The 15,933-nt window shown below is 47.4% G+C and carries 26 protein-coding genes; 25 read left to right on the top strand and 1 reads right to left on the bottom strand.

Annotated features, from left to right (window positions below):
• The first annotated feature begins 3 nt into the window (after positions 1–3).
• From rpsN to rpsI, 22 genes are all read left to right on the top strand, one after another.
• The gene (rpsN, locus tag ADM98_RS00135) at positions 4–273 is read left to right on the top strand and encodes a 30S ribosomal protein S14 (RefSeq protein ID WP_035413163.1); all 270 of its coding nucleotides are present in this window, start codon (positions 4–6) and stop codon (positions 271–273) included.
• Between the two features lie 31 nt (positions 274–304).
• Positions 305–703, top strand: coding sequence for a 30S ribosomal protein S8 (rpsH, locus tag ADM98_RS00130; RefSeq protein WP_012369023.1), 399 nt, complete (start codon positions 305–307; stop codon positions 701–703).
• A 31-nt stretch (positions 704–734) separates the two neighbouring features.
• Complete coding sequence (rplF, locus tag ADM98_RS00125) at positions 735–1,271, top strand: 50S ribosomal protein L6 (protein WP_053451738.1); 537 nt, start codon at positions 735–737, stop codon at positions 1,269–1,271.
• A 37-nt stretch (positions 1,272–1,308) separates the two neighbouring features.
• Positions 1,309–1,659 carry a 50S ribosomal protein L18 gene (rplR, locus tag ADM98_RS00120; RefSeq protein ID WP_029343092.1) on the top strand — a complete coding sequence of 117 codons (351 nt, stop codon included), beginning with the start codon at positions 1,309–1,311 and terminating at the stop codon, positions 1,657–1,659.
• Between the two features lie 22 nt (positions 1,660–1,681).
• Positions 1,682–2,182 (top strand): 30S ribosomal protein S5, encoded by a 501-nt coding sequence (gene rpsE / locus ADM98_RS00115; RefSeq protein WP_050677141.1) that lies wholly within the window; start codon positions 1,682–1,684, stop codon positions 2,180–2,182.
• 18 nt (positions 2,183–2,200) lie between these two features.
• On the top strand, positions 2,201–2,386 hold the full coding sequence (rpmD, locus tag ADM98_RS00110) for a 50S ribosomal protein L30 (protein WP_023466640.1): 186 nt from the start codon (positions 2,201–2,203) through the stop codon (positions 2,384–2,386).
• Positions 2,387–2,421: 35 nt separating this feature from the next.
• Positions 2,422–2,862 carry a 50S ribosomal protein L15 gene (rplO, locus tag ADM98_RS00105; RefSeq protein WP_047390602.1) on the top strand — a complete coding sequence of 147 codons (441 nt, stop codon included), beginning with the start codon at positions 2,422–2,424 and terminating at the stop codon, positions 2,860–2,862.
• Positions 2,862–4,151 carry a preprotein translocase subunit SecY gene (gene secY / locus ADM98_RS00100; RefSeq protein WP_023466642.1) on the top strand — a complete coding sequence of 430 codons (1,290 nt, stop codon included), beginning with the start codon at positions 2,862–2,864 and terminating at the stop codon, positions 4,149–4,151. Before rplO ends, secY begins: the two co-directional genes overlap by 1 nt.
• A 71-nt stretch (positions 4,152–4,222) precedes the next feature.
• The gene (locus ADM98_RS00095; protein WP_023466643.1) at positions 4,223–4,870 is read left to right on the top strand and encodes an adenylate kinase; all 648 of its coding nucleotides are present in this window, start codon (positions 4,223–4,225) and stop codon (positions 4,868–4,870) included.
• Positions 4,870–5,622 carry a type I methionyl aminopeptidase gene (gene map, locus ADM98_RS00090; RefSeq protein WP_023466644.1) on the top strand — a complete coding sequence of 251 codons (753 nt, stop codon included), beginning with the start codon at positions 4,870–4,872 and terminating at the stop codon, positions 5,620–5,622. The genes ADM98_RS00095 and map overlap by 1 nt, the downstream gene beginning before the upstream one ends.
• A 149-nt stretch (positions 5,623–5,771) precedes the next feature.
• Complete coding sequence (infA, locus tag ADM98_RS00085; RefSeq protein WP_012369032.1) at positions 5,772–5,990, top strand: translation initiation factor IF-1; 219 nt, start codon at positions 5,772–5,774, stop codon at positions 5,988–5,990.
• A 33-nt stretch (positions 5,991–6,023) separates the two neighbouring features.
• Positions 6,024–6,137, top strand: coding sequence for a 50S ribosomal protein L36 (gene rpmJ / locus ADM98_RS00080; protein WP_003156543.1), 114 nt, complete (start codon positions 6,024–6,026; stop codon positions 6,135–6,137).
• A gap of 20 nt (positions 6,138–6,157) precedes the next feature.
• Positions 6,158–6,523 (top strand): 30S ribosomal protein S13, encoded by a 366-nt coding sequence (gene rpsM, locus ADM98_RS00075; protein ID WP_023466646.1) that lies wholly within the window; start codon positions 6,158–6,160, stop codon positions 6,521–6,523.
• Between the two features lie 16 nt (positions 6,524–6,539).
• On the top strand, positions 6,540–6,935 hold the full coding sequence (gene rpsK, locus ADM98_RS00070) for a 30S ribosomal protein S11 (RefSeq protein WP_053451737.1): 396 nt from the start codon (positions 6,540–6,542) through the stop codon (positions 6,933–6,935).
• Between the two features lie 137 nt (positions 6,936–7,072).
• The gene (locus ADM98_RS00065) at positions 7,073–8,017 is read left to right on the top strand and encodes a DNA-directed RNA polymerase subunit alpha (protein ID WP_023466648.1); all 945 of its coding nucleotides are present in this window, start codon (positions 7,073–7,075) and stop codon (positions 8,015–8,017) included.
• 33 nt (positions 8,018–8,050) lie between these two features.
• The gene (rplQ, locus tag ADM98_RS00060; RefSeq protein WP_023466649.1) at positions 8,051–8,422 is read left to right on the top strand and encodes a 50S ribosomal protein L17; all 372 of its coding nucleotides are present in this window, start codon (positions 8,051–8,053) and stop codon (positions 8,420–8,422) included.
• 98 nt (positions 8,423–8,520) lie between these two features.
• Positions 8,521–9,351, top strand: a complete 831-nt coding sequence (locus tag ADM98_RS00055; protein WP_023466650.1) for an energy-coupling factor ABC transporter ATP-binding protein — start codon at positions 8,521–8,523, stop codon at positions 9,349–9,351.
• Positions 9,339–10,193: an energy-coupling factor transporter ATPase gene (locus tag ADM98_RS00050; RefSeq protein ID WP_053451736.1), complete on the top strand. Its 855-nt coding sequence runs from the start codon at positions 9,339–9,341 to the stop codon at positions 10,191–10,193. Before ADM98_RS00055 ends, ADM98_RS00050 begins: the two co-directional genes overlap by 13 nt.
• Entirely contained in the window at positions 10,190–10,981 is a 792-nt protein-coding gene (locus tag ADM98_RS00045) for an energy-coupling factor transporter transmembrane component T family protein (protein ID WP_053451735.1), read from the top strand. Before ADM98_RS00050 ends, ADM98_RS00045 begins: the two co-directional genes overlap by 4 nt.
• Positions 10,981–11,715, top strand: coding sequence for a tRNA pseudouridine(38-40) synthase TruA (truA, locus tag ADM98_RS00040; RefSeq protein ID WP_053451734.1), 735 nt, complete (start codon positions 10,981–10,983; stop codon positions 11,713–11,715). Before ADM98_RS00045 ends, truA begins: the two co-directional genes overlap by 1 nt.
• 168 nt (positions 11,716–11,883) lie before the next feature.
• Positions 11,884–12,321: a 50S ribosomal protein L13 gene (rplM, locus tag ADM98_RS00035; RefSeq protein ID WP_023466654.1), complete on the top strand. Its 438-nt coding sequence runs from the start codon at positions 11,884–11,886 to the stop codon at positions 12,319–12,321.
• A 24-nt stretch (positions 12,322–12,345) separates the two neighbouring features.
• Entirely contained in the window at positions 12,346–12,738 is a 393-nt protein-coding gene (rpsI, locus tag ADM98_RS00030) for a 30S ribosomal protein S9 (RefSeq protein WP_023466655.1), read from the top strand.
• A 95-nt stretch (positions 12,739–12,833) separates the two neighbouring features.
• Here the strand turns inward: rpsI and ADM98_RS00025 are convergent, their stop codons facing one another.
• Entirely contained in the window at positions 12,834–13,121 is a 288-nt protein-coding gene (locus tag ADM98_RS00025; protein WP_053451733.1) for a hypothetical protein, read from the bottom strand.
• A 97-nt stretch (positions 13,122–13,218) separates the two neighbouring features.
• Between ADM98_RS00025 and ADM98_RS00020 the strand changes: the two genes are divergently transcribed.
• The 3 genes from ADM98_RS00020 to ADM98_RS00010 all read left to right on the top strand — a co-directional run bounded on the left by ADM98_RS00020 (position 13,219) and on the right by ADM98_RS00010 (position 15,647).
• Complete coding sequence (locus ADM98_RS00020; protein WP_053451732.1) at positions 13,219–13,866, top strand: M15 family metallopeptidase; 648 nt, start codon at positions 13,219–13,221, stop codon at positions 13,864–13,866.
• Positions 13,867–14,010: 144 nt separating this feature from the next.
• Positions 14,011–15,042 (top strand): Mrp/NBP35 family ATP-binding protein, encoded by a 1,032-nt coding sequence (locus ADM98_RS00015; RefSeq protein WP_035413182.1) that lies wholly within the window; start codon positions 14,011–14,013, stop codon positions 15,040–15,042.
• A gap of 2 nt (positions 15,043–15,044) precedes the next feature.
• Positions 15,045–15,647 carry a KinB-signaling pathway activation protein gene (locus ADM98_RS00010; RefSeq protein WP_023466658.1) on the top strand — a complete coding sequence of 201 codons (603 nt, stop codon included), beginning with the start codon at positions 15,045–15,047 and terminating at the stop codon, positions 15,645–15,647.
• Positions 15,648–15,933: the final 286 nt, after the last annotated feature.

Genomic DNA, 15,933 nt, shown 5'->3' with positions numbered 1-15,933 from the left:
AACATGGCTAAGAAATCAATGATCGCACGTGAAGTAAAACGTCAAGCACTCGTTGAGCGCTTCGCAGAAAAACGCGCAGAATTGAAAGCACAAGGCGACTACATCGGCTTGAGCAAACTCCCACGTAACTCTTCAGCGGTTCGTTTACACAACCGTTGTAGTATCACTGGCCGTCCACACGGTTACATTGGTAAATTCGGTATCAGCCGTATTAAGTTCCGTGATCTTGCTCATAAAGGTCAAATCCCTGGTGTTAAAAAAGCAAGCTGGTAATTCATTAAAGTTGTGAAAGGAGGTACATCGCATGGTTATGACAGATCCGATTGCAGATATGCTTACACGCATTCGTAATGCAAACATGGTTCGCCATGAGAAGTTGGAAATGCCAGCTTCTACAATCAAACGTGAAGTCGCTGAAATCCTCAAACGTGAAGGTTTCATCCGCGATGTTGAATATCTCGAGGACAGCAAACAAGGTACGCTCCGCGTATTCCTTAAATATGGCGCAAGCAACGAGCGCGTTATCACTGGACTCAAACGTATCTCGAAACCAGGTCTTCGCGTTTACGCGAAAGCTGATGAAATCCCGAAAGTACTCGGTGGTCTCGGAATCGCTATCGTTTCAACATCTAAAGGTGTAATGACTGACAAAGAAGCTCGCCAACAAAAAGTCGGCGGCGAAGTGATCGCATACATCTGGTAATACACGCATAAAAAGAACGGAGGTGTCTTAAATGTCACGTATTGGTAAAAAGCCAGTCGTCATCCCAGCAGGCGTTACAGTAACAGTTGAAAACAACACGGTTACGGTAAAAGGTCCTAAAGGGGAACTCACACGCGAGTTCAGCCCAGCTATGGCGATCAACGTAGAAGGTAATGAATTGACTGTCACTCGTCCGAACGACGAGAAAGCAAGCCGTACGATCCACGGAACGACTCGTGCGCTTATCGCGAACATGGTCGAAGGTGTAAACAACGGTTTCGCTAAGACACTCGATATCCAAGGTGTTGGTTACCGTGCACAAAAGCAAGGTAACAAAATCGTACTCAACCTCGGTTACTCACACCCAATCGAGTACACTCCGGAACAAGGCATCGAAGTCGAAGTTCCTACGAATACGCAAATCATCGTTCGCGGAATCAGCAAAGAACGTGTTGGTCACGTCGCTGCATTGATCCGTTCGTACCGTCAACCTGAGCCGTACAAAGGTAAAGGTATTCGTTACAGTGATGAAGTCGTTCGTCGTAAAGAAGGTAAAACAGGTAAGTAATTCGCGAATGCGAATTGACCGGAAAGGAGTGGCATAAATGATCTCAAAGGCAGATAAAAACGCTACGCGTAAAAAACGTCATGGTCGTGTCCGTCGTACAATCATCGGGACAGCAACACGTCCACGTATGAACGTATTCCGTTCGAACAAGAACATTTACGTACAAGTCATTGACGATGCAACACATGCAACACTCGCATCTGCATCATCACTCGACCTTGAAAAAGGCAACACGACTGACGCTGCAACAGCAGTTGGTAAGCTTGCAGCTGAGCGCGCTCTTGAAAAGGGTATCGAAACAGTCGTTTTCGACCGTGGAGGATATCTCTATCATGGACGTATCAAAGCTGTAGCTGAAGCAGCTCGTGAAGCTGGTCTCAAATTCTAATAGAAAAGGAGGGAACCTCTACATGCGCCAGTTAGAAATTAACATGGATCAACTCGAAGAACGCGTTGTTACCGTAAACCGCGTCGCGAAAGTAGTAAAAGGTGGCCGTCGCTTCCGTTTTGCTGCACTCGTCGTCGTTGGTGACAAGAATGGTCACGTAGGTTTCGGTACGGGTAAAGCTCAGGAAGTGCCTGAAGCGATCCGTAAAGCAATCGAAGATGCTAAGAAAAACATGGTTAACGTCCCAATCGTTAACACAACAATTCCACACGAAGTCAACGGTGTATTCGGTGCAGGTCACGTCTTCTTGAAGCCTGCTTCTGAAGGTACTGGAGTCATCGCTGGTGGTCCAGTTCGTGCGGTTCTCGAATTAGCGGGAATCAACGACATTCTTTCAAAATCACTTGGATCAAGCACTCCAATCAACATGGTTCGTGCGACTGTTCAAGGTCTCACATCACTCAAACGTGCTGAAGAAGTTGCGAAACTCCGCGGTAAAACCGTCGAAGAACTTCGCGGTTAAGAAAGGGAGGGAAAACAGATGGCGAAACTCGCAGTTACCCTCACACGCAGCATGATCGGTCGTCCGGAGAACCAACGCGTTACTACTCGTACGCTTGGTCTCCGCAAGATGCACCAGACTGTTGTCGTACCTGACAACGCTGCTATGCGTGGGATGATTAACCACGTGTCACACTTAGTGACAGTAAAAGAAATTCAAGAGTAATAGTTCGATATAATTTTATGAGGAGGTGCCCCACTATGAAACTCCATGAATTGAAACCAGCTGCTGGTTCACGTTCAGAACGCAACCGTGTAGGTCGCGGTATGTCTTCTGGTAACGGTAAGACTTCTGGCCGTGGTCACAAAGGTCAAAAAGCTCGTTCAGGCGGTGGTGTTCGTCCAGGTTTCGAAGGTGGACAAAACCCACTTTACCGTCGTTTACCAAAACGCGGCTTCAACAACCCAACTCGTAAAGAGTTCGCGGTCATTAACCTTGACACACTCAACCGTTTTGAAGAAGGAACTGAAATCACTCCAGAACTTCTTGTCGAGACTCGTACAGTCAAAGGCATGAAAGACGGCGTTAAGATCCTTTCTAACGGTAAGATCGAAAAGAAACTAACAGTTAAAGCTCATAAGTTCTCCGAAGCTGCGAAGCAAGCGATCGAAGCTGCCGGCGGTACGGTTGAGGTGATCTAATGTTTCAAGCGATCTCCAATATGTGGCGCGTAGCTGACATTCGTCGGCGCATTCTCTTTACCTTGGCCTTGGTCATCGTGTTCCGGATCGGAGCACATATCCCAGTGCCGATGGTAAACACGGAAGTGTTCAAGATTGACCAGAATGGTATTCTTGGTTTCTTGAACTCGTTCGGTGGGAATGCTTTGCAGAATTTCTCACTCTTTGCGATGGGAATCATGCCGTATATCACGGCCTCGATCGTTGTCCAACTCTTACAGATGGACGTTGTTCCAAAGTTTGCCGAATGGGCAAAACAAGGAGAGGCGGGCCGTAAGAAGTTAGCAACGGTAACGCGCTATGGAACGATCGTACTCGGCTTAGTCCAAGCGTTTGGAATCGCGCTTGGATTTAACCGTATCTACCCAGGTCTTGTCGACGAACAGTTCGGCACCTGGACATACGTTATGATTGCACTCGTATTGACAGCGGGAACAGCATTCTTGATGTTCATCGGTGAACTCATCACGGAGAAGGGCATTGGTAACGGGATATCAATGATCATCTTCGCTGGGATCGTCGCGGGCTTCCCGAATGCATTCCGCCAGATTTACGAAACGAAGCTCCAAAATGCAGGGGATGCTTTGTTTGTAAACGTGCTTTATATCGTACTTTTACTTTTAATCATCATCGCGGTCATCGTCGGAGTCATCTACGTACAGCAAGCTGCACGTAAGATTCCGATTCAGTACGCTAAGCGTACGGTGAACCGGACACCAGTTGGCGGTCAATCGGCACACTTACCGATTAAATTGAACGCTGCCGGTGTTATTCCAGTTATCTTCGCGGTGTCGTTCATGGTGACGCCACCAACGATTGCGAGTTTCTTTGCAAGTCCGGAAACGGCAACGAAGATCCGTGACATTTTCGACTATACGAGTCCAATCGGTATGTCGATCTATGTGGCACTGATCATCGCGTTCTCGTACTTCTACACATTCGTTCAGGTTAACCCGGAACAAATGGCAGAGAACCTTCAAAAACAAGGCGGATACATTCCTGGTATTCGTCCTGGTAAGCAAACGGAACAGTACATCACGAAGATTCTATACCGTCTGACATTCTTCGGTTCACTCTTCCTCGCTGTCATCGCGGTGACGCCGACATTCTTTATTAAGTTTGCTGGCTTACCGAACTCGGTGCAAATTGGTGGAACGAGCTTGCTGATCGTCATCGGTGTAGGACTAGAAACGATGAAACAGATTGAAAGCCAACTGGTTAAACGACACTACAAAGGCTTTATCCGATAAGGCGGGAGGAAGGGGACCATCCCTTTCCTTTCTGTTGTGTCTATAGAGCTATAGAAGTGGAGGCTACCGACATGAATCTAGTATTGATGGGTTTGCCGGGTGCTGGTAAAGGAACGCAGGCTGCGAAAATCATCGAAGACTATGCGATCCCCCACATCTCGACAGGCGACATGTTCCGTGCGGCGATCAAAGATTCGACGCCACTCGGGCAAGAAGCGAAATCATACATGGATAAAGGGGAACTCGTTCCGGACGAAGTCACAATCGGCATCGTACGTGAGCGTCTCGCCAAAGAAGACTGTGCAAATGGTTTTCTCCTTGACGGTTTCCCACGCACAGTGAAACAAGCCGATGCTCTTGAAGCATTACTTGAAGATCTGGGCAAACAAATTGATCACGTCATTCACATCGGTGTAGACCCGGAGAAACTTGTCCCTCGTTTGACAGGTCGCCGGATTTGCCCAACTTGTGGAGCAACGTATCACGTTCTCTATAACCCACCAAAAGTGGAGGGGATTTGTGATATTGACGGATCAGCACTTGTACAACGTGAAGATGACCAAGAGGAGACAGTACGTCGTCGCTTGGAAGTCAACGTCGCACAAGCGCAACCTTTGATTGACTTTTACGCAGAAAAAGGGTATCTTCGTAATTTGGACGGTGATCGTCCGATCAACGATGTATATTCCGATGTTCAGGCACTCCTTGGTGATCAGTAATGATCATCACGAAAGCGCCGCGTGAAATCGACATCATGCGTAAAGCAGGACAAATCGTCGCCCGGACGCATAAGGAGCTTCAAGCTCATATTCGCCCAGGTATCACGACGGGGCAACTCGACGCGATCGCTGAACGCTATATTCGAAGTCAAGGGGCAACACCATCGTTTAAAGGGTATAATGGTTTCACAGGAAGCATCTGTGCTTCTGTGAACGAAGAGCTTGTCCATGGTATTCCGGGAGATCGTGTACTTCAGGACGGTGACATCATCTCGATTGACATCGGAGCAGAGTACAATGGGTATCACGGAGATTCAGCCTGGACATATCCGGTAGGTACAATCTCTGAAGAGACGAAGCGGTTACTTGACGTAACTGAAGAATCTCTGTATAAAGGATTGGAGCGCGCCAAAGCTGGCGTGCACCTGACAGATATTTCGCATGCGATTCAGTCACATGTTGAAGCAGCGAATTTTTCTGTAGTCCGCGAATATGTGGGCCACGGCGTGGGACAAAATTTGCATGAAGATCCGCAAATTCCACATTATGGACCACCGGGGAAAGGGCCGCGCCTGAAAACCGGCATGACACTGGCAATTGAGCCAATGGTCAATGTCGGGAAACGCTATGTTCGCACACTATCCGACAATTGGACGGTAGTGACGGTGGACGGTAGCATGTGCGCCCACTTTGAGCACACCATCGCCATCACAGACGACGGCTACGAGATCTTAACGGTCGATGCAGAGTGAGCTGTGCGCGTTATTGGTGTCACCTTTCTATAAGCCAGTATCCACTCGTGTTTGTGACCGATGATCTCTCAATGGCTCTTGTAGAAAGCCCCTAGCGCTACAAATCGTCTGGGCTCCCAATCAACTTTATAGAGAAAGGGGTATAATTGATGGCGAAACAAGATGTAATCGAAGTGGAAGGTACGGTTATCGAGCCGCTTCCAAACGCGATGTTTAAGGTGGAGTTAGAAAACGGCCACACGGTCCTCGCGCACGTCTCAGGAAAAATTCGGATGCACTTCATTCGGATCTTGCCAGGAGATAAAGTAACGGTTGAGTTGTCACCATACGACTTGACTCGCGGACGGATCACATACCGTTTCAAATAAAAACTCCGATTTTTTCAGGAGGAGGTATTCACAATGAAAGTAAGACCTTCGGTTAAACCGATCTGTGAAAAATGTAAAGTTATCCGCCGTAAAGGCAAAGTAATGGTTATTTGCGAAAACCCTAAGCATAAACAAAAACAAGGGTAATTAAACAAGGAGGTGCACACATGGCACGTATTGCTGGTGTAGATATTCCACGTGAGAAACGCATCGTCATCTCACTCACTTACATCTATGGTGTTGGTAAAACGACTGCTCAGAAAGTCTTGAAAGAAACTGGTATCTCTGAAGATACTCGTACTCGCGACTTGACTGAGGAACAATTGAACCAACTTCGTGATGGTTTAGACAAAATCAAAGTTGAGGGTGACCTTCGTCGTGAAATCTCACTCAACATCAAACGTTTGATCGAAATCGGTTGCTACCGTGGTGTTCGTCACCGTCGTGGTCTTCCAGTTCGTGGTCAAAACACTAAAAACAACTCGCGTACTCGTAAAGGCCCACGCCGTACAGTAGCGAACAAGAAGAAGTAAGGGAGGGTAAACTAAAATGGCAAAACGTAAACAGAACGTTCGTAGTAAACGTAAAGTCAAAAAGAATATTGAGTCTGGTATCGTGCATATCCGTTCAACATTCAACAACACAATCGTTACGATCACTGATGTGCAAGGGAATGCAATCTCTTGGGCAACTGCAGGTAACATGGGCTTCAAAGGCTCACGTAAATCGACTCCTTTCGCTGCACAAATGGCATCTGAAACAGCTGCTAAAACAGCAATGGATAACGGTATGCGTACTGTAGAAGTTAACGTTAAAGGTCCTGGTGCAGGTCGTGAAGCAGCTATCCGTGCTCTTCAAGCGATCGGTCTCGAAGTCACTGCAATCCGTGACGTCACTCCAGTACCACACAACGGTTGCCGCCCTCCAAAACGTCGTCGCGTGTAACCCGTCTTGTACTGCAGAGCGGGGATTCGAGTAGACTTTTGTTGATCGTTTGACCAAGCAAGGCAGTAGAAACGTACACAAGACGGTTGGCGATTGAATGCGATGGCCAACATGACGATATTCAAGGAGGGGTTCAGATGATCGAAATCGAAAAACCGAAGATTGAAACGATCGAGTTAAGCGAGAACGCTACGTTTGGTAAATTCGTAGTTGAGCCGCTTGAGCGTGGATTCGGTACAACGCTTGGTAACTCTTTGCGTCGTATCCTATTGTCTTCACTTCCGGGTGCTGCAGTCACTGCAGTCCAAATCGATGGCGTTCTTCATGAGTTCTCGACGATTGATGGCGTTGTAGAAGACGTTACCCAAATCATCTTGAACCTTAAGAAACTCGCCCTCAAAGTGTATTCGGAAGAAGAGAAAACGCTTGAGATCGATATTCAAGGCGCTGGTGTTGTCACTGCTGCGAACATTACGCATGACAGCGACGTCGAAATCCTCAACCCAGAACTTCACATCGCAACGCTTGCAGAAGGTGCATCACTTCATATGCGTCTAACAGCACGCCGTGGTCGTGGGTATGTTCAGGCTGAAGATAACAAACGGGACGATATGCCAATCGGTGTAATCCCAATCGACTCGATTTACACGCCAATTCAACGTGTAAATTATCAAGTTGAAAAAACACGTGTCGGTCAAGATGCGAGCTTCGATAAGTTGACGCTTGATGTTTGGACGGACGGTTCAATCCGCCCTGAAGAAGCAGTGTCACTCGGTGCAAAAATCATGACAGAACACTTAAACATTTTTGTTGGTCTTACGGACGAAGCGCTCCATGCTGAAATCATGGTCGAAAAGGAAGAAGATCAAAAAGAAAAAGTACTCGAAATGACGATCGAAGAACTCGATCTTTCAGTTCGTTCGTACAACTGTTTGAAACGCGCTGGTATCAACACGGTTCAAGAACTCGCGAACAAGAGCGAAGACGAGATGATGAAAGTTCGTAACCTCGGACGTAAATCACTCGAGGAAGTTCAAGCGAAACTCGACGAACTCGGACTAGGCTTGCGCAAAGAAGACTAATACTATTAATTGCACGAAGGAGGGAATCCATCCATGGCATACTCGAAATTAGGCCGTACAAGCTCACAACGTAAGGCACTTTTGCGTGACCTTGCGACTGATCTCATCATCAATGAGCGTATCCAAACTACAGAACAAAAAGCGAAGGAACTTCGTCCAGTCGTAGAGAAACTCATCACTTTAGGTAAACGCGGTGATCTCCACGCTCGTCGTCAAGTTGCATCGTTCGTTCGCCGTGAAGCTGCTGGTCAAAACGCAGAGGGCAAAGCACAAGACGCGATCCAAAAATTATTCGCTGATGTGGCTCCACGTTTTGCTGAGCGTCAAGGTGGTTACACACGTATCATGAAAATGGGACCACGTCGTGGTGACGGCGCAGAAATGGTCATCATCGAACTCGTTTAATCCTCATTAAATGATTCGCCATAAAAGGGCAGTGCGTATCCCGCTTCTGCCCTTTTGCTACAAAAAGAAAGTATTGATTTGATGAAGGAGGAGAGATCATGGACAAGCTGATTGAACTGGAACAGGTCACCTATCGGTATCCGGAACAGGAACAAGCAGCCTTACAAGAAGTCTCTCTGACGATTCGTTCTGGTGAATGGGTCGCCATCGTTGGTCACAACGGCTCTGGAAAATCAACGCTGACGAAATTGTTTAATGGACTGTTGTTACCGGAGACAGGGACCGTTACGGTTGCTGAGCGCTTTTCAAGTGCGAATCCAGAGCAACTGTGGGAGATGCGTCGAGCAATCGGAATCGTCTTCCAAAATCCAGATAATCAATTCGTTGGCACGACCGTGCGCGACGACGTGGCATTTGCCTTAGAAAACTGGGGTGTGCCACGCGAGGAAATGGTTCGTCGAATCGACGACAGTCTAGCGCGCGTTGGCCTTACGGATTTTGTTGATCGGGAACCCCATCAACTATCCGGCGGACAGAAGCAGCGTGTCGCAATCGCTTCGGCGCTTGCGATGCGCCCTGATGTTCTCGTGCTTGATGAAGCTACATCGATGCTTGATCCATTAGCACGTCAAGAGGTCATGTCGACCGTTCAGGAACTACATGCGACCCACCCAATGGCGGTCATCGCGATTACACACGAATTAGACGAAGTGTTACGGGCTAGTCGTGTCATCGTAATGGATGCTGGGAAAATCGTATTAGAAGGATCCCCTCAGGAAGTCTTTCGTCATGCATCGTTCTTAGAAGACATCGGGCTCGATGTTCCATTCGTTGTTCGTGTACAAGAACGCTTACGGGCGCAAGGTCTCTCACTCGAGGAGACGATACTAGATGAAAGAGAATTGGTGAACCGTTTATGCCAATCTTAATCCAGGAATTAAATTATACGTATCAACTCAATAGTCCGTTCGAACGAGTCGCGCTACGTGATGTGAATCTTGAGATTCCGTCAGGGGCGCTTGTTGCGTTTGTAGGGCATACTGGATCCGGGAAATCGACGCTCGTGCAGCATATCAATGGGTTGCTCAAGCCGACAGCGGGGAAGGTACAAGTGGACGATATCATCGTCGAACCAAAGAAAAAACAGGACCTCAAGCCATTAAGACGTCGCGTCGGGCTTGTTTTTCAATATCCAGAATATCAATTGTTCGAAGAGACGGTTTTAAAAGATGTCATGTTCGGTCCGATGAATTTCGGTCATGATGCAGCGAATGCTGAGCAATTAGCAAAAGAAGCATTACGGACTGTTGGACTCGATGAAGTTTTTTGGAGTCGTTCGCCGTTTGACCTGTCTGGTGGGCAAATGAGGCGTGTAGCAATTGCTGGCGTACTCGCTAGTCAACCAGACGTGTTGATCGTCGATGAGCCGACGGCAGGACTTGATCCGCAAGGGCGCAAGCATATGCTGAGTCTGTTTGCCCGACTTCATGCGGAGACAGGGCTGACGTTACTCTTAATCACGCACGATATGGATCAGGTGCTTGAGTATGCCGAACGTGTCATCGTCATGGAAAACGCTCAGGTGGCGTTTGACGGGCTACCGCTCGACTTATTCCAAGAAGAGACGTTACTTGAGCAGTTTCATCTCGATCTCCCACACGTGTTGTCGCTTGCTTGGCAAGTGGCTGATCAGCGTGGGCTGGAGCGTCCGTACATTCGGACGGAGACAGAATTGATCGATTGGTTGATGACGAGAGGAGTGAGCGAATGATCGTTGGACAACATATTCCTGGTCAGTCGTATTTACACCGCTCGTCAGCACTCGCAAAGATCATTTTTGCCTTTTGCTTCATTCCGCTCGTCTTTCTTGCGAACAATGCAGCAACGAACATCTTTTTACTTGTCTTTACGTTTCTCGCACTCATGAGTAGTCGGTTGCCGCTTCGCTATGTTCTAAAGGGTCTACGACCCATTCTGTTTCTAATCGTTTTTACGTTCGTCATCCAGCTATTCTTTACACGTGAAGGTGCTGTGATTTTCGAACTTGGCTGGTTACGAATTTATGAAGAAGGACTGCGACTCGCGATCATCGTCTCATTGCGCTTCTTCTATCTAGTCTCGATCACGACACTCGTCACTTTGACGACGTCGCCAATCGAACTGACGGATGCGATTGAATTATTATTGAAGCCGTTCAAGGTCGTTCGTGTTCCAACGCATGAGATCGCGCTTATGTTATCGATCTCGCTTCGATTCCTGCCGACCTTAGCAGAGGAGACAGAGAAGATCATGAAGGCACAGCAAGCACGTGGCGTCGATTTGGCTGCTGGACCAATCAAGGAACGGGTGCGGGCGATTATTCCTTTATTGATTCCCTTATTCATCTCTGCCTTTAAGCGAGCAGAGGATCTCGCGACAGCGATGGAAGCACGGGGCTATCGTGGAGGAGAGGGGCGAACCCGTTTACGTGAATCCAAGTGGACGATGCGTGATACCGGTCTAATGATCTTACTCGTCCTCATTACGATCAGTTTAGTAGGATTGCGAGGGATGGGCTGATGCGTCGTTTAAAATGTACGATTCAATATGACGGAACCGGCTACGCCGGGTATCAAGTTCAACCAAATGGATTGACGATTCAAGAAGTGATCGAAACGACGCTTGCACGGATGCATAAACATCCTGTCAAGATCATCGGATCGGGACGGACTGATGCGAGAGTCCATGCTTACGGGCAAGTCATTCATTTTGATACAGAACTGTCGATTCCCCGAGAGAACGTCGTCAAGGCACTCAATACGCTCTTACCAGCGGATATCCGTGTCCGGAGCTGCGAGGAAGTTGAACCGGCTTTCGAAGCACGTTACGACGTCATAGGGAAGGAATACCGATATTTCGTACGCTGCGAAGAAAATGCGTTTCGTCGTAATCTGTCGGTCCATATTCCGTATCCGCTCGATCTCGAGCGAATCCGTCAAGGGATGGCTCATCTTGTCGGGACACATGACTTTAGTTCATTTTGTGTCGCGAAGACGGAAACGGATAACCGTGTCCGGACGATTTACGATGCAGAGTTAATGACGGTCGGTGACGAGCTCGTCTTTCGGTTTCAGGGAAGTGGTTTTCTTTATAATCAAATCCGGATCATGGTCGGGACGTTACTCGACGTCGGACGCGGTCGTTTTGCACCAGAGGACATTAAAAAAATGTTGCTGGCAAAGGACCGGAACGTTGCAGGCGTGACGGCGCCTCCCCATGGACTCTATCTATGGGAAGTTTTCTATCCGGAGTGAAAAAAGGCAATTGACATTGGTCATTAAAAAACATACAATGTTTATTGGCATTTCATTTATTATGAAACCACAATCTTAGCCCCGTACACCTAAGATTATGATAGATTCACCTAGTGAATAAATGAAAAATCAAAAAAAGAACTTTTAATTCCTTAGGAGGTATTTTACATGCGCACAACTTTCATGGCGAAAGCTACTGATGTAGAACGCAAATGGCTCCTTATCGACGCTGAAGGTAAAACACTCGGTCGCCTTGCGAGCGAAGTGTCATCACTTCTCCGTGGTAAGCACAAGCCTACGTTCACACCACACGTTGACTGTGGGGATAACGTTATCCTCATCAACGTTGAGAAAATCGTTTTAACTGGTAACAAACTCGACAAAAAAGTCTACTACCGTCACTCTGGTCATCCAGGCGGCTTAAAGCAGACTGTTGCACGCGATATGCTTGCTAACAAACCTGAGCGCATGCTTGAACTCGCGATCAAAGGGATGCTTCCAAAAGGTAGCCTCGGTCGTCAAATGTTCAACAAACTCCACGTTTACGCTGGAGCTGCACACAAGCACGAAGCACAACAACCAGAAGTTTACGAACTTCGCGGTTAATACGAATTTAGGAGGAACTACACGATGGCAGATGTACGTTACTACGGCACTGGTCGCCGGAAACACGCGGCAGCGCGCGTTTTCCTCGTTGCTGGAGACGGTAAAGTCACAGTTAACGGTCGCGATATCAGCGAATACTTCGGTTATGAGACATTGATCATGACTGCAAAAGAACCACTCGTAATCACAGAAACAGAAGGCAAGTACGATGTAATCGTAACGGTCAAAGGCGGCGGCTTCACTGGTCAAGCAGGCGCTATCCGTCACGGTATCTCACGTGCTCTTCTTCAAGCGGATCCAGAATTCCGCGGCGCACTCAAAGCGAAAGGCTTCTTGACTCGTGACGCTCGTATGAAAGAGCGTAAAAAATACGGTCTTAAAGCAGCTCGTCGTGCACCACAGTTCTCGAAACGTTAATTCTTTTCGAATCCCTCTCACCCTTGTGGTGGGAGGTTTTTTTGTGTATATCGAAAAACCGCTCTCCTGACACAGTGTCAGAAGAGCGGTTGAAGTTAGGTCGACTTAGTTACGCGTAATCGGTGCAACACCGTCAGAAGCATGTAGAGGATGACAAGCGTCAGCGGGATACTCCAAAGAAATAGGGATTGTATGAATTCGATAGGGATGTGTGTCATCGCTTGACCAACCTGTCCCGTAAAAGAGGTTTCTTCACTCGAGAGGATGGCATTGTCCGGTAACTCCGTCTTGGTAGTTACAGTGGGCTGTAGCATAAAGTAAAGGATAAAGCTCAGATGCAAGAGGCATGTGACACCGAGCGTCCAAATGATACGTTTTTTCATATACTGCTCCTTTTGATGTCAGTTAAAGTCGTTTTGCATTCCATAAGTATAGCGGATTTTGTTTTTGGGAACAGAAGACAAAGGGGAGTGAACATAGATGGCATTATCGATCAGTTGGTTACTCGAGCGAGCGAATCGGAAGTTGAATGCTTCAGGACTTTCACCGGAAGTTGCCAAGCGAACACGAGAGGTCATCCGGGAGATGCATACGCAAGGAATTTATGTCGGTGTCGCTCAAGGGTATCGTTCCATTGCGGAGCAGAATCGCTTATATGCACAAGGACGGACGACTCCGGGACCAATCGTGACAAATGCACGCGGGGGACAATCCAATCATAATCGTGGAATTGCCGTCGATCTCTTTCAATATTCCCGAGATGGTACGCAAGCATTGTTTCGAAATGATCAAGCGTTTCAAACAATCGTTGCTGCGATGAAACGACGTGGTTTTTCTTGGGGTGGGGACTGGGCCATCTTTAAAGACTATCCACATTTTGAATTACTGAAAGCTTCTAAAAGGATGACGAAAGAGAGTCCGATCGTTCCATATCCAGGGCGTCCGCTGTATCAAGGTGCCGCGAATATGAATCCAAGAGATATCGAACGGATCCAGCGGGCCGTCAACGCGACCGTGACTCGACGTTTTGATACAGAGACGACTCAAAAGGTCCGTGCCTACCAGACGCGTCAAGGACTCGACGTCGATGGTGTCGTAGGTCCAACCACATGGAATCGGATGTTCTAAAACGAGCGGATGGTTGATCTAAGTGATGAAAACTGACACCGGACATGGAAAAGTCATCCTTTCCGGTGTCGAAATGTGCAAGCGCTCTCTTATTTTTGTTATACTAATAAGGATTAAATCGAACGTTTTCAGGGGGAAGGCACTATGTTGAATGAACAAGAAATTCGCGAGGTAGTCGGAACGCTCGTCGATCCGACGATTGACCGCCCGCTTGCAGATACGAACGGCATTCGTGACGTCCGGATTAAAGGTGATTATGTCAGTCTCAAAATCGCTTTAGCTCAATCTGGTTCTGGGGAGCAACTCGTGCTCCAACAGCAAATCGTCAAAGAGTTAAAAGAAAAAGGATTCAAAACGGTTGGACTTCGCTTTGAGGCACTTGGTGATCACGGGATTCAAGCGGCGACGACACCATCGATCCTAAAACCGGAATCCGGTACGACATTCATCGCAATTGCTTCTGGTAAGGGCGGCGTCGGGAAATCGACCGTTTCCGTTAACTTAGCAGTGGCACTTGCACGAGCAGGGAAGAAGGTCGGTTTGATTGATGCTGATATCTATGGCTTTAGTGTACCTGACATGATGGGGATTGAAACACGACCGACTGTCGTCAATGACCGGATCGTTCCACCAGAGCGTTTTGGCGTCAAGGTCATCTCGATGGGCTTCTTCGTCGAAGACAATGCACCTGTCATCTGGCGTGGACCAATGCTCGGGAAGATGCTCAACAACTTCTTCGCAGATGTTGAATGGGGCGATCTCGATTATTTATTGCTGGATCTCCCACCAGGTACTGGGGATGTCGCGCTTGATATTCATTCGATGCTCCCGAGCTGTCAGGAAGTTATCGTTACGACTCCTCATGCGACAGCCGCTTTCGTTGCAGCGCGAGCAGGGGCAATGGCAATCAAAACGAACCATCGCTTACTCGGAATCGTCGAGAACATGGCGTACTTTGAAAGTAAAGTGACAGGCGAAAAAGAATATGTCTTCGGTAGTGGTGGCGGAGAGAGGTTGTCAGAAGCGTTAAAAACCGATATTCTAGCTAAGATTCCACTTGGACAACCATATGCGAATGATGCGGACTTCGCTCCATCTATCTATCGCGATGATCATCCATTTGAGACGTACTATAATGAACTCGCCACGCGTGTCATCGAAAAAGTAGAGGGATAAGAATGAAGATTAAAGGATTTTTGAAGCTGTTTTGGATGACGCTCCTAATCGGAACGCTCGCCGGCTTCGTGTTTAACTTGGTAGCAGAACCTGGATATATCCGAAATCAATCGATTAGCGGATACGTAACAGCTCTCTCCTACAGCAGTACGTGGACAGCCATCAGTTTGATGGGTTTCTTCTCGTACTTGATCTTACATCGTGTCGGACTCGACTTATTCCGGGGTGCAAAGCTTTGGAATCGTGTTCAGATCGTCTTGATCGCATTTGCACTGTTTGATGGTGTCTATCTACGCGGATTAGCATACGGCTTCGATAAGACTAGCCTCTATATTGGTGAGATGGTCGTCTTACTGTTAATTGCCTTCCTAGTCGCGCGGACGAAAGCACGAGAAACGAACTTCACAGCGTTCATTCCGACATTGTTCCTCATGACAGTCATTACGTTGATCGAATGGGTACCTGCATTGCAGGCAACACAAGATAAACGAATGTTATGGGCAGCGCTTGCGACACTTTTGATTTGTAACGCGTACCAGATTTTAATGCTACATCGCTTACAAGAAAAGCCTGCTTCTCAAGGACAATCGCAAAAACAAGCGTAACGAAAAAGACCCGCGAACGGGTAGCGTTTTACCGGTTCAAGCGGGTCTATCTTTTTTTAAAAGTTTTTTTAGAAAAACAGTTGACGAAAAAAACAAGAGTTGATATATTAATACATGTCGCTGAGACACACGCCAAACGCGAGTGTCACAGACGAAAAAAACTTCAAAAAAGTAATTGACATCACATATTACTTTACTGTAAGATTTAAAAGTCGTCAAACGACATATTGGACTTTGAAAACTGAACGATGAGGCAAAAACGTATTCTACGGAATACAAAAACGAA

Source organism: Exiguobacterium sp. BMC-KP (genome assembly GCF_001275385.1).
In the GTDB taxonomy this organism is placed as follows: Bacteria; Bacillota; Bacilli; order Exiguobacteriales; family Exiguobacteriaceae; genus Exiguobacterium_A.
This window is presented reverse-complemented; position numbering and strand designations above follow the sequence as displayed.

What these genes read in the sequence shown, in the direction of transcription:
- infA (WP_012369032.1), top strand. Translation starts at nt 5,772, where the DNA reads ATGGCGAAACAAGATGTAATCGAAGTGGAAGGTACGGTTATCGAGCCG.
- rplR (WP_029343092.1), top strand. Translation starts at nt 1,309, where the DNA reads ATGATCTCAAAGGCAGATAAAAACGCTACGCGTAAAAAACGTCATGGT.
- rpsM (WP_023466646.1), top strand. Translation starts at nt 6,158, where the DNA reads ATGGCACGTATTGCTGGTGTAGATATTCCACGTGAGAAACGCATCGTC.
- ADM98_RS00050 (WP_053451736.1), top strand. Translation starts at nt 9,339, where the DNA reads ATGCCAATCTTAATCCAGGAATTAAATTATACGTATCAACTCAATAGT.
- rpmJ (WP_003156543.1), top strand. Translation starts at nt 6,024, where the DNA reads ATGAAAGTAAGACCTTCGGTTAAACCGATCTGTGAAAAATGTAAAGTT.
- ADM98_RS00015 (WP_035413182.1), top strand. Translation starts at nt 14,011, where the DNA reads ATGTTGAATGAACAAGAAATTCGCGAGGTAGTCGGAACGCTCGTCGAT.
- secY (WP_023466642.1), top strand. Translation starts at nt 2,862, where the DNA reads ATGTTTCAAGCGATCTCCAATATGTGGCGCGTAGCTGACATTCGTCGG.
- truA (WP_053451734.1), top strand. Translation starts at nt 10,981, where the DNA reads ATGCGTCGTTTAAAATGTACGATTCAATATGACGGAACCGGCTACGCC.
- rpsH (WP_012369023.1), top strand. Translation starts at nt 305, where the DNA reads ATGGTTATGACAGATCCGATTGCAGATATGCTTACACGCATTCGTAAT.
- ADM98_RS00025 (WP_053451733.1), bottom strand. Translation starts at nt 13,121, where the DNA reads ATGAAAAAACGTATCATTTGGACGCTCGGTGTCACATGCCTCTTGCAT.
- ADM98_RS00055 (WP_023466650.1), top strand. Translation starts at nt 8,521, where the DNA reads ATGGACAAGCTGATTGAACTGGAACAGGTCACCTATCGGTATCCGGAA.
- rplQ (WP_023466649.1), top strand. Translation starts at nt 8,051, where the DNA reads ATGGCATACTCGAAATTAGGCCGTACAAGCTCACAACGTAAGGCACTT.
- rplF (WP_053451738.1), top strand. Translation starts at nt 735, where the DNA reads ATGTCACGTATTGGTAAAAAGCCAGTCGTCATCCCAGCAGGCGTTACA.
- map (WP_023466644.1), top strand. Translation starts at nt 4,870, where the DNA reads ATGATCATCACGAAAGCGCCGCGTGAAATCGACATCATGCGTAAAGCA.
- rpsI (WP_023466655.1), top strand. Translation starts at nt 12,346, where the DNA reads ATGGCAGATGTACGTTACTACGGCACTGGTCGCCGGAAACACGCGGCA.
- rpsE (WP_050677141.1), top strand. Translation starts at nt 1,682, where the DNA reads ATGCGCCAGTTAGAAATTAACATGGATCAACTCGAAGAACGCGTTGTT.
- rpsN (WP_035413163.1), top strand. Translation starts at nt 4, where the DNA reads ATGGCTAAGAAATCAATGATCGCACGTGAAGTAAAACGTCAAGCACTC.
- rplM (WP_023466654.1), top strand. Translation starts at nt 11,884, where the DNA reads ATGCGCACAACTTTCATGGCGAAAGCTACTGATGTAGAACGCAAATGG.
- rplO (WP_047390602.1), top strand. Translation starts at nt 2,422, where the DNA reads ATGAAACTCCATGAATTGAAACCAGCTGCTGGTTCACGTTCAGAACGC.
- ADM98_RS00065 (WP_023466648.1), top strand. Translation starts at nt 7,073, where the DNA reads ATGATCGAAATCGAAAAACCGAAGATTGAAACGATCGAGTTAAGCGAG.
- rpmD (WP_023466640.1), top strand. Translation starts at nt 2,201, where the DNA reads ATGGCGAAACTCGCAGTTACCCTCACACGCAGCATGATCGGTCGTCCG.
- ADM98_RS00095 (WP_023466643.1), top strand. Translation starts at nt 4,223, where the DNA reads ATGAATCTAGTATTGATGGGTTTGCCGGGTGCTGGTAAAGGAACGCAG.
- ADM98_RS00010 (WP_023466658.1), top strand. Translation starts at nt 15,045, where the DNA reads ATGAAGATTAAAGGATTTTTGAAGCTGTTTTGGATGACGCTCCTAATC.
- ADM98_RS00045 (WP_053451735.1), top strand. Translation starts at nt 10,190, where the DNA reads ATGATCGTTGGACAACATATTCCTGGTCAGTCGTATTTACACCGCTCG.
- rpsK (WP_053451737.1), top strand. Translation starts at nt 6,540, where the DNA reads ATGGCAAAACGTAAACAGAACGTTCGTAGTAAACGTAAAGTCAAAAAG.
- ADM98_RS00020 (WP_053451732.1), top strand. Translation starts at nt 13,219, where the DNA reads ATGGCATTATCGATCAGTTGGTTACTCGAGCGAGCGAATCGGAAGTTG.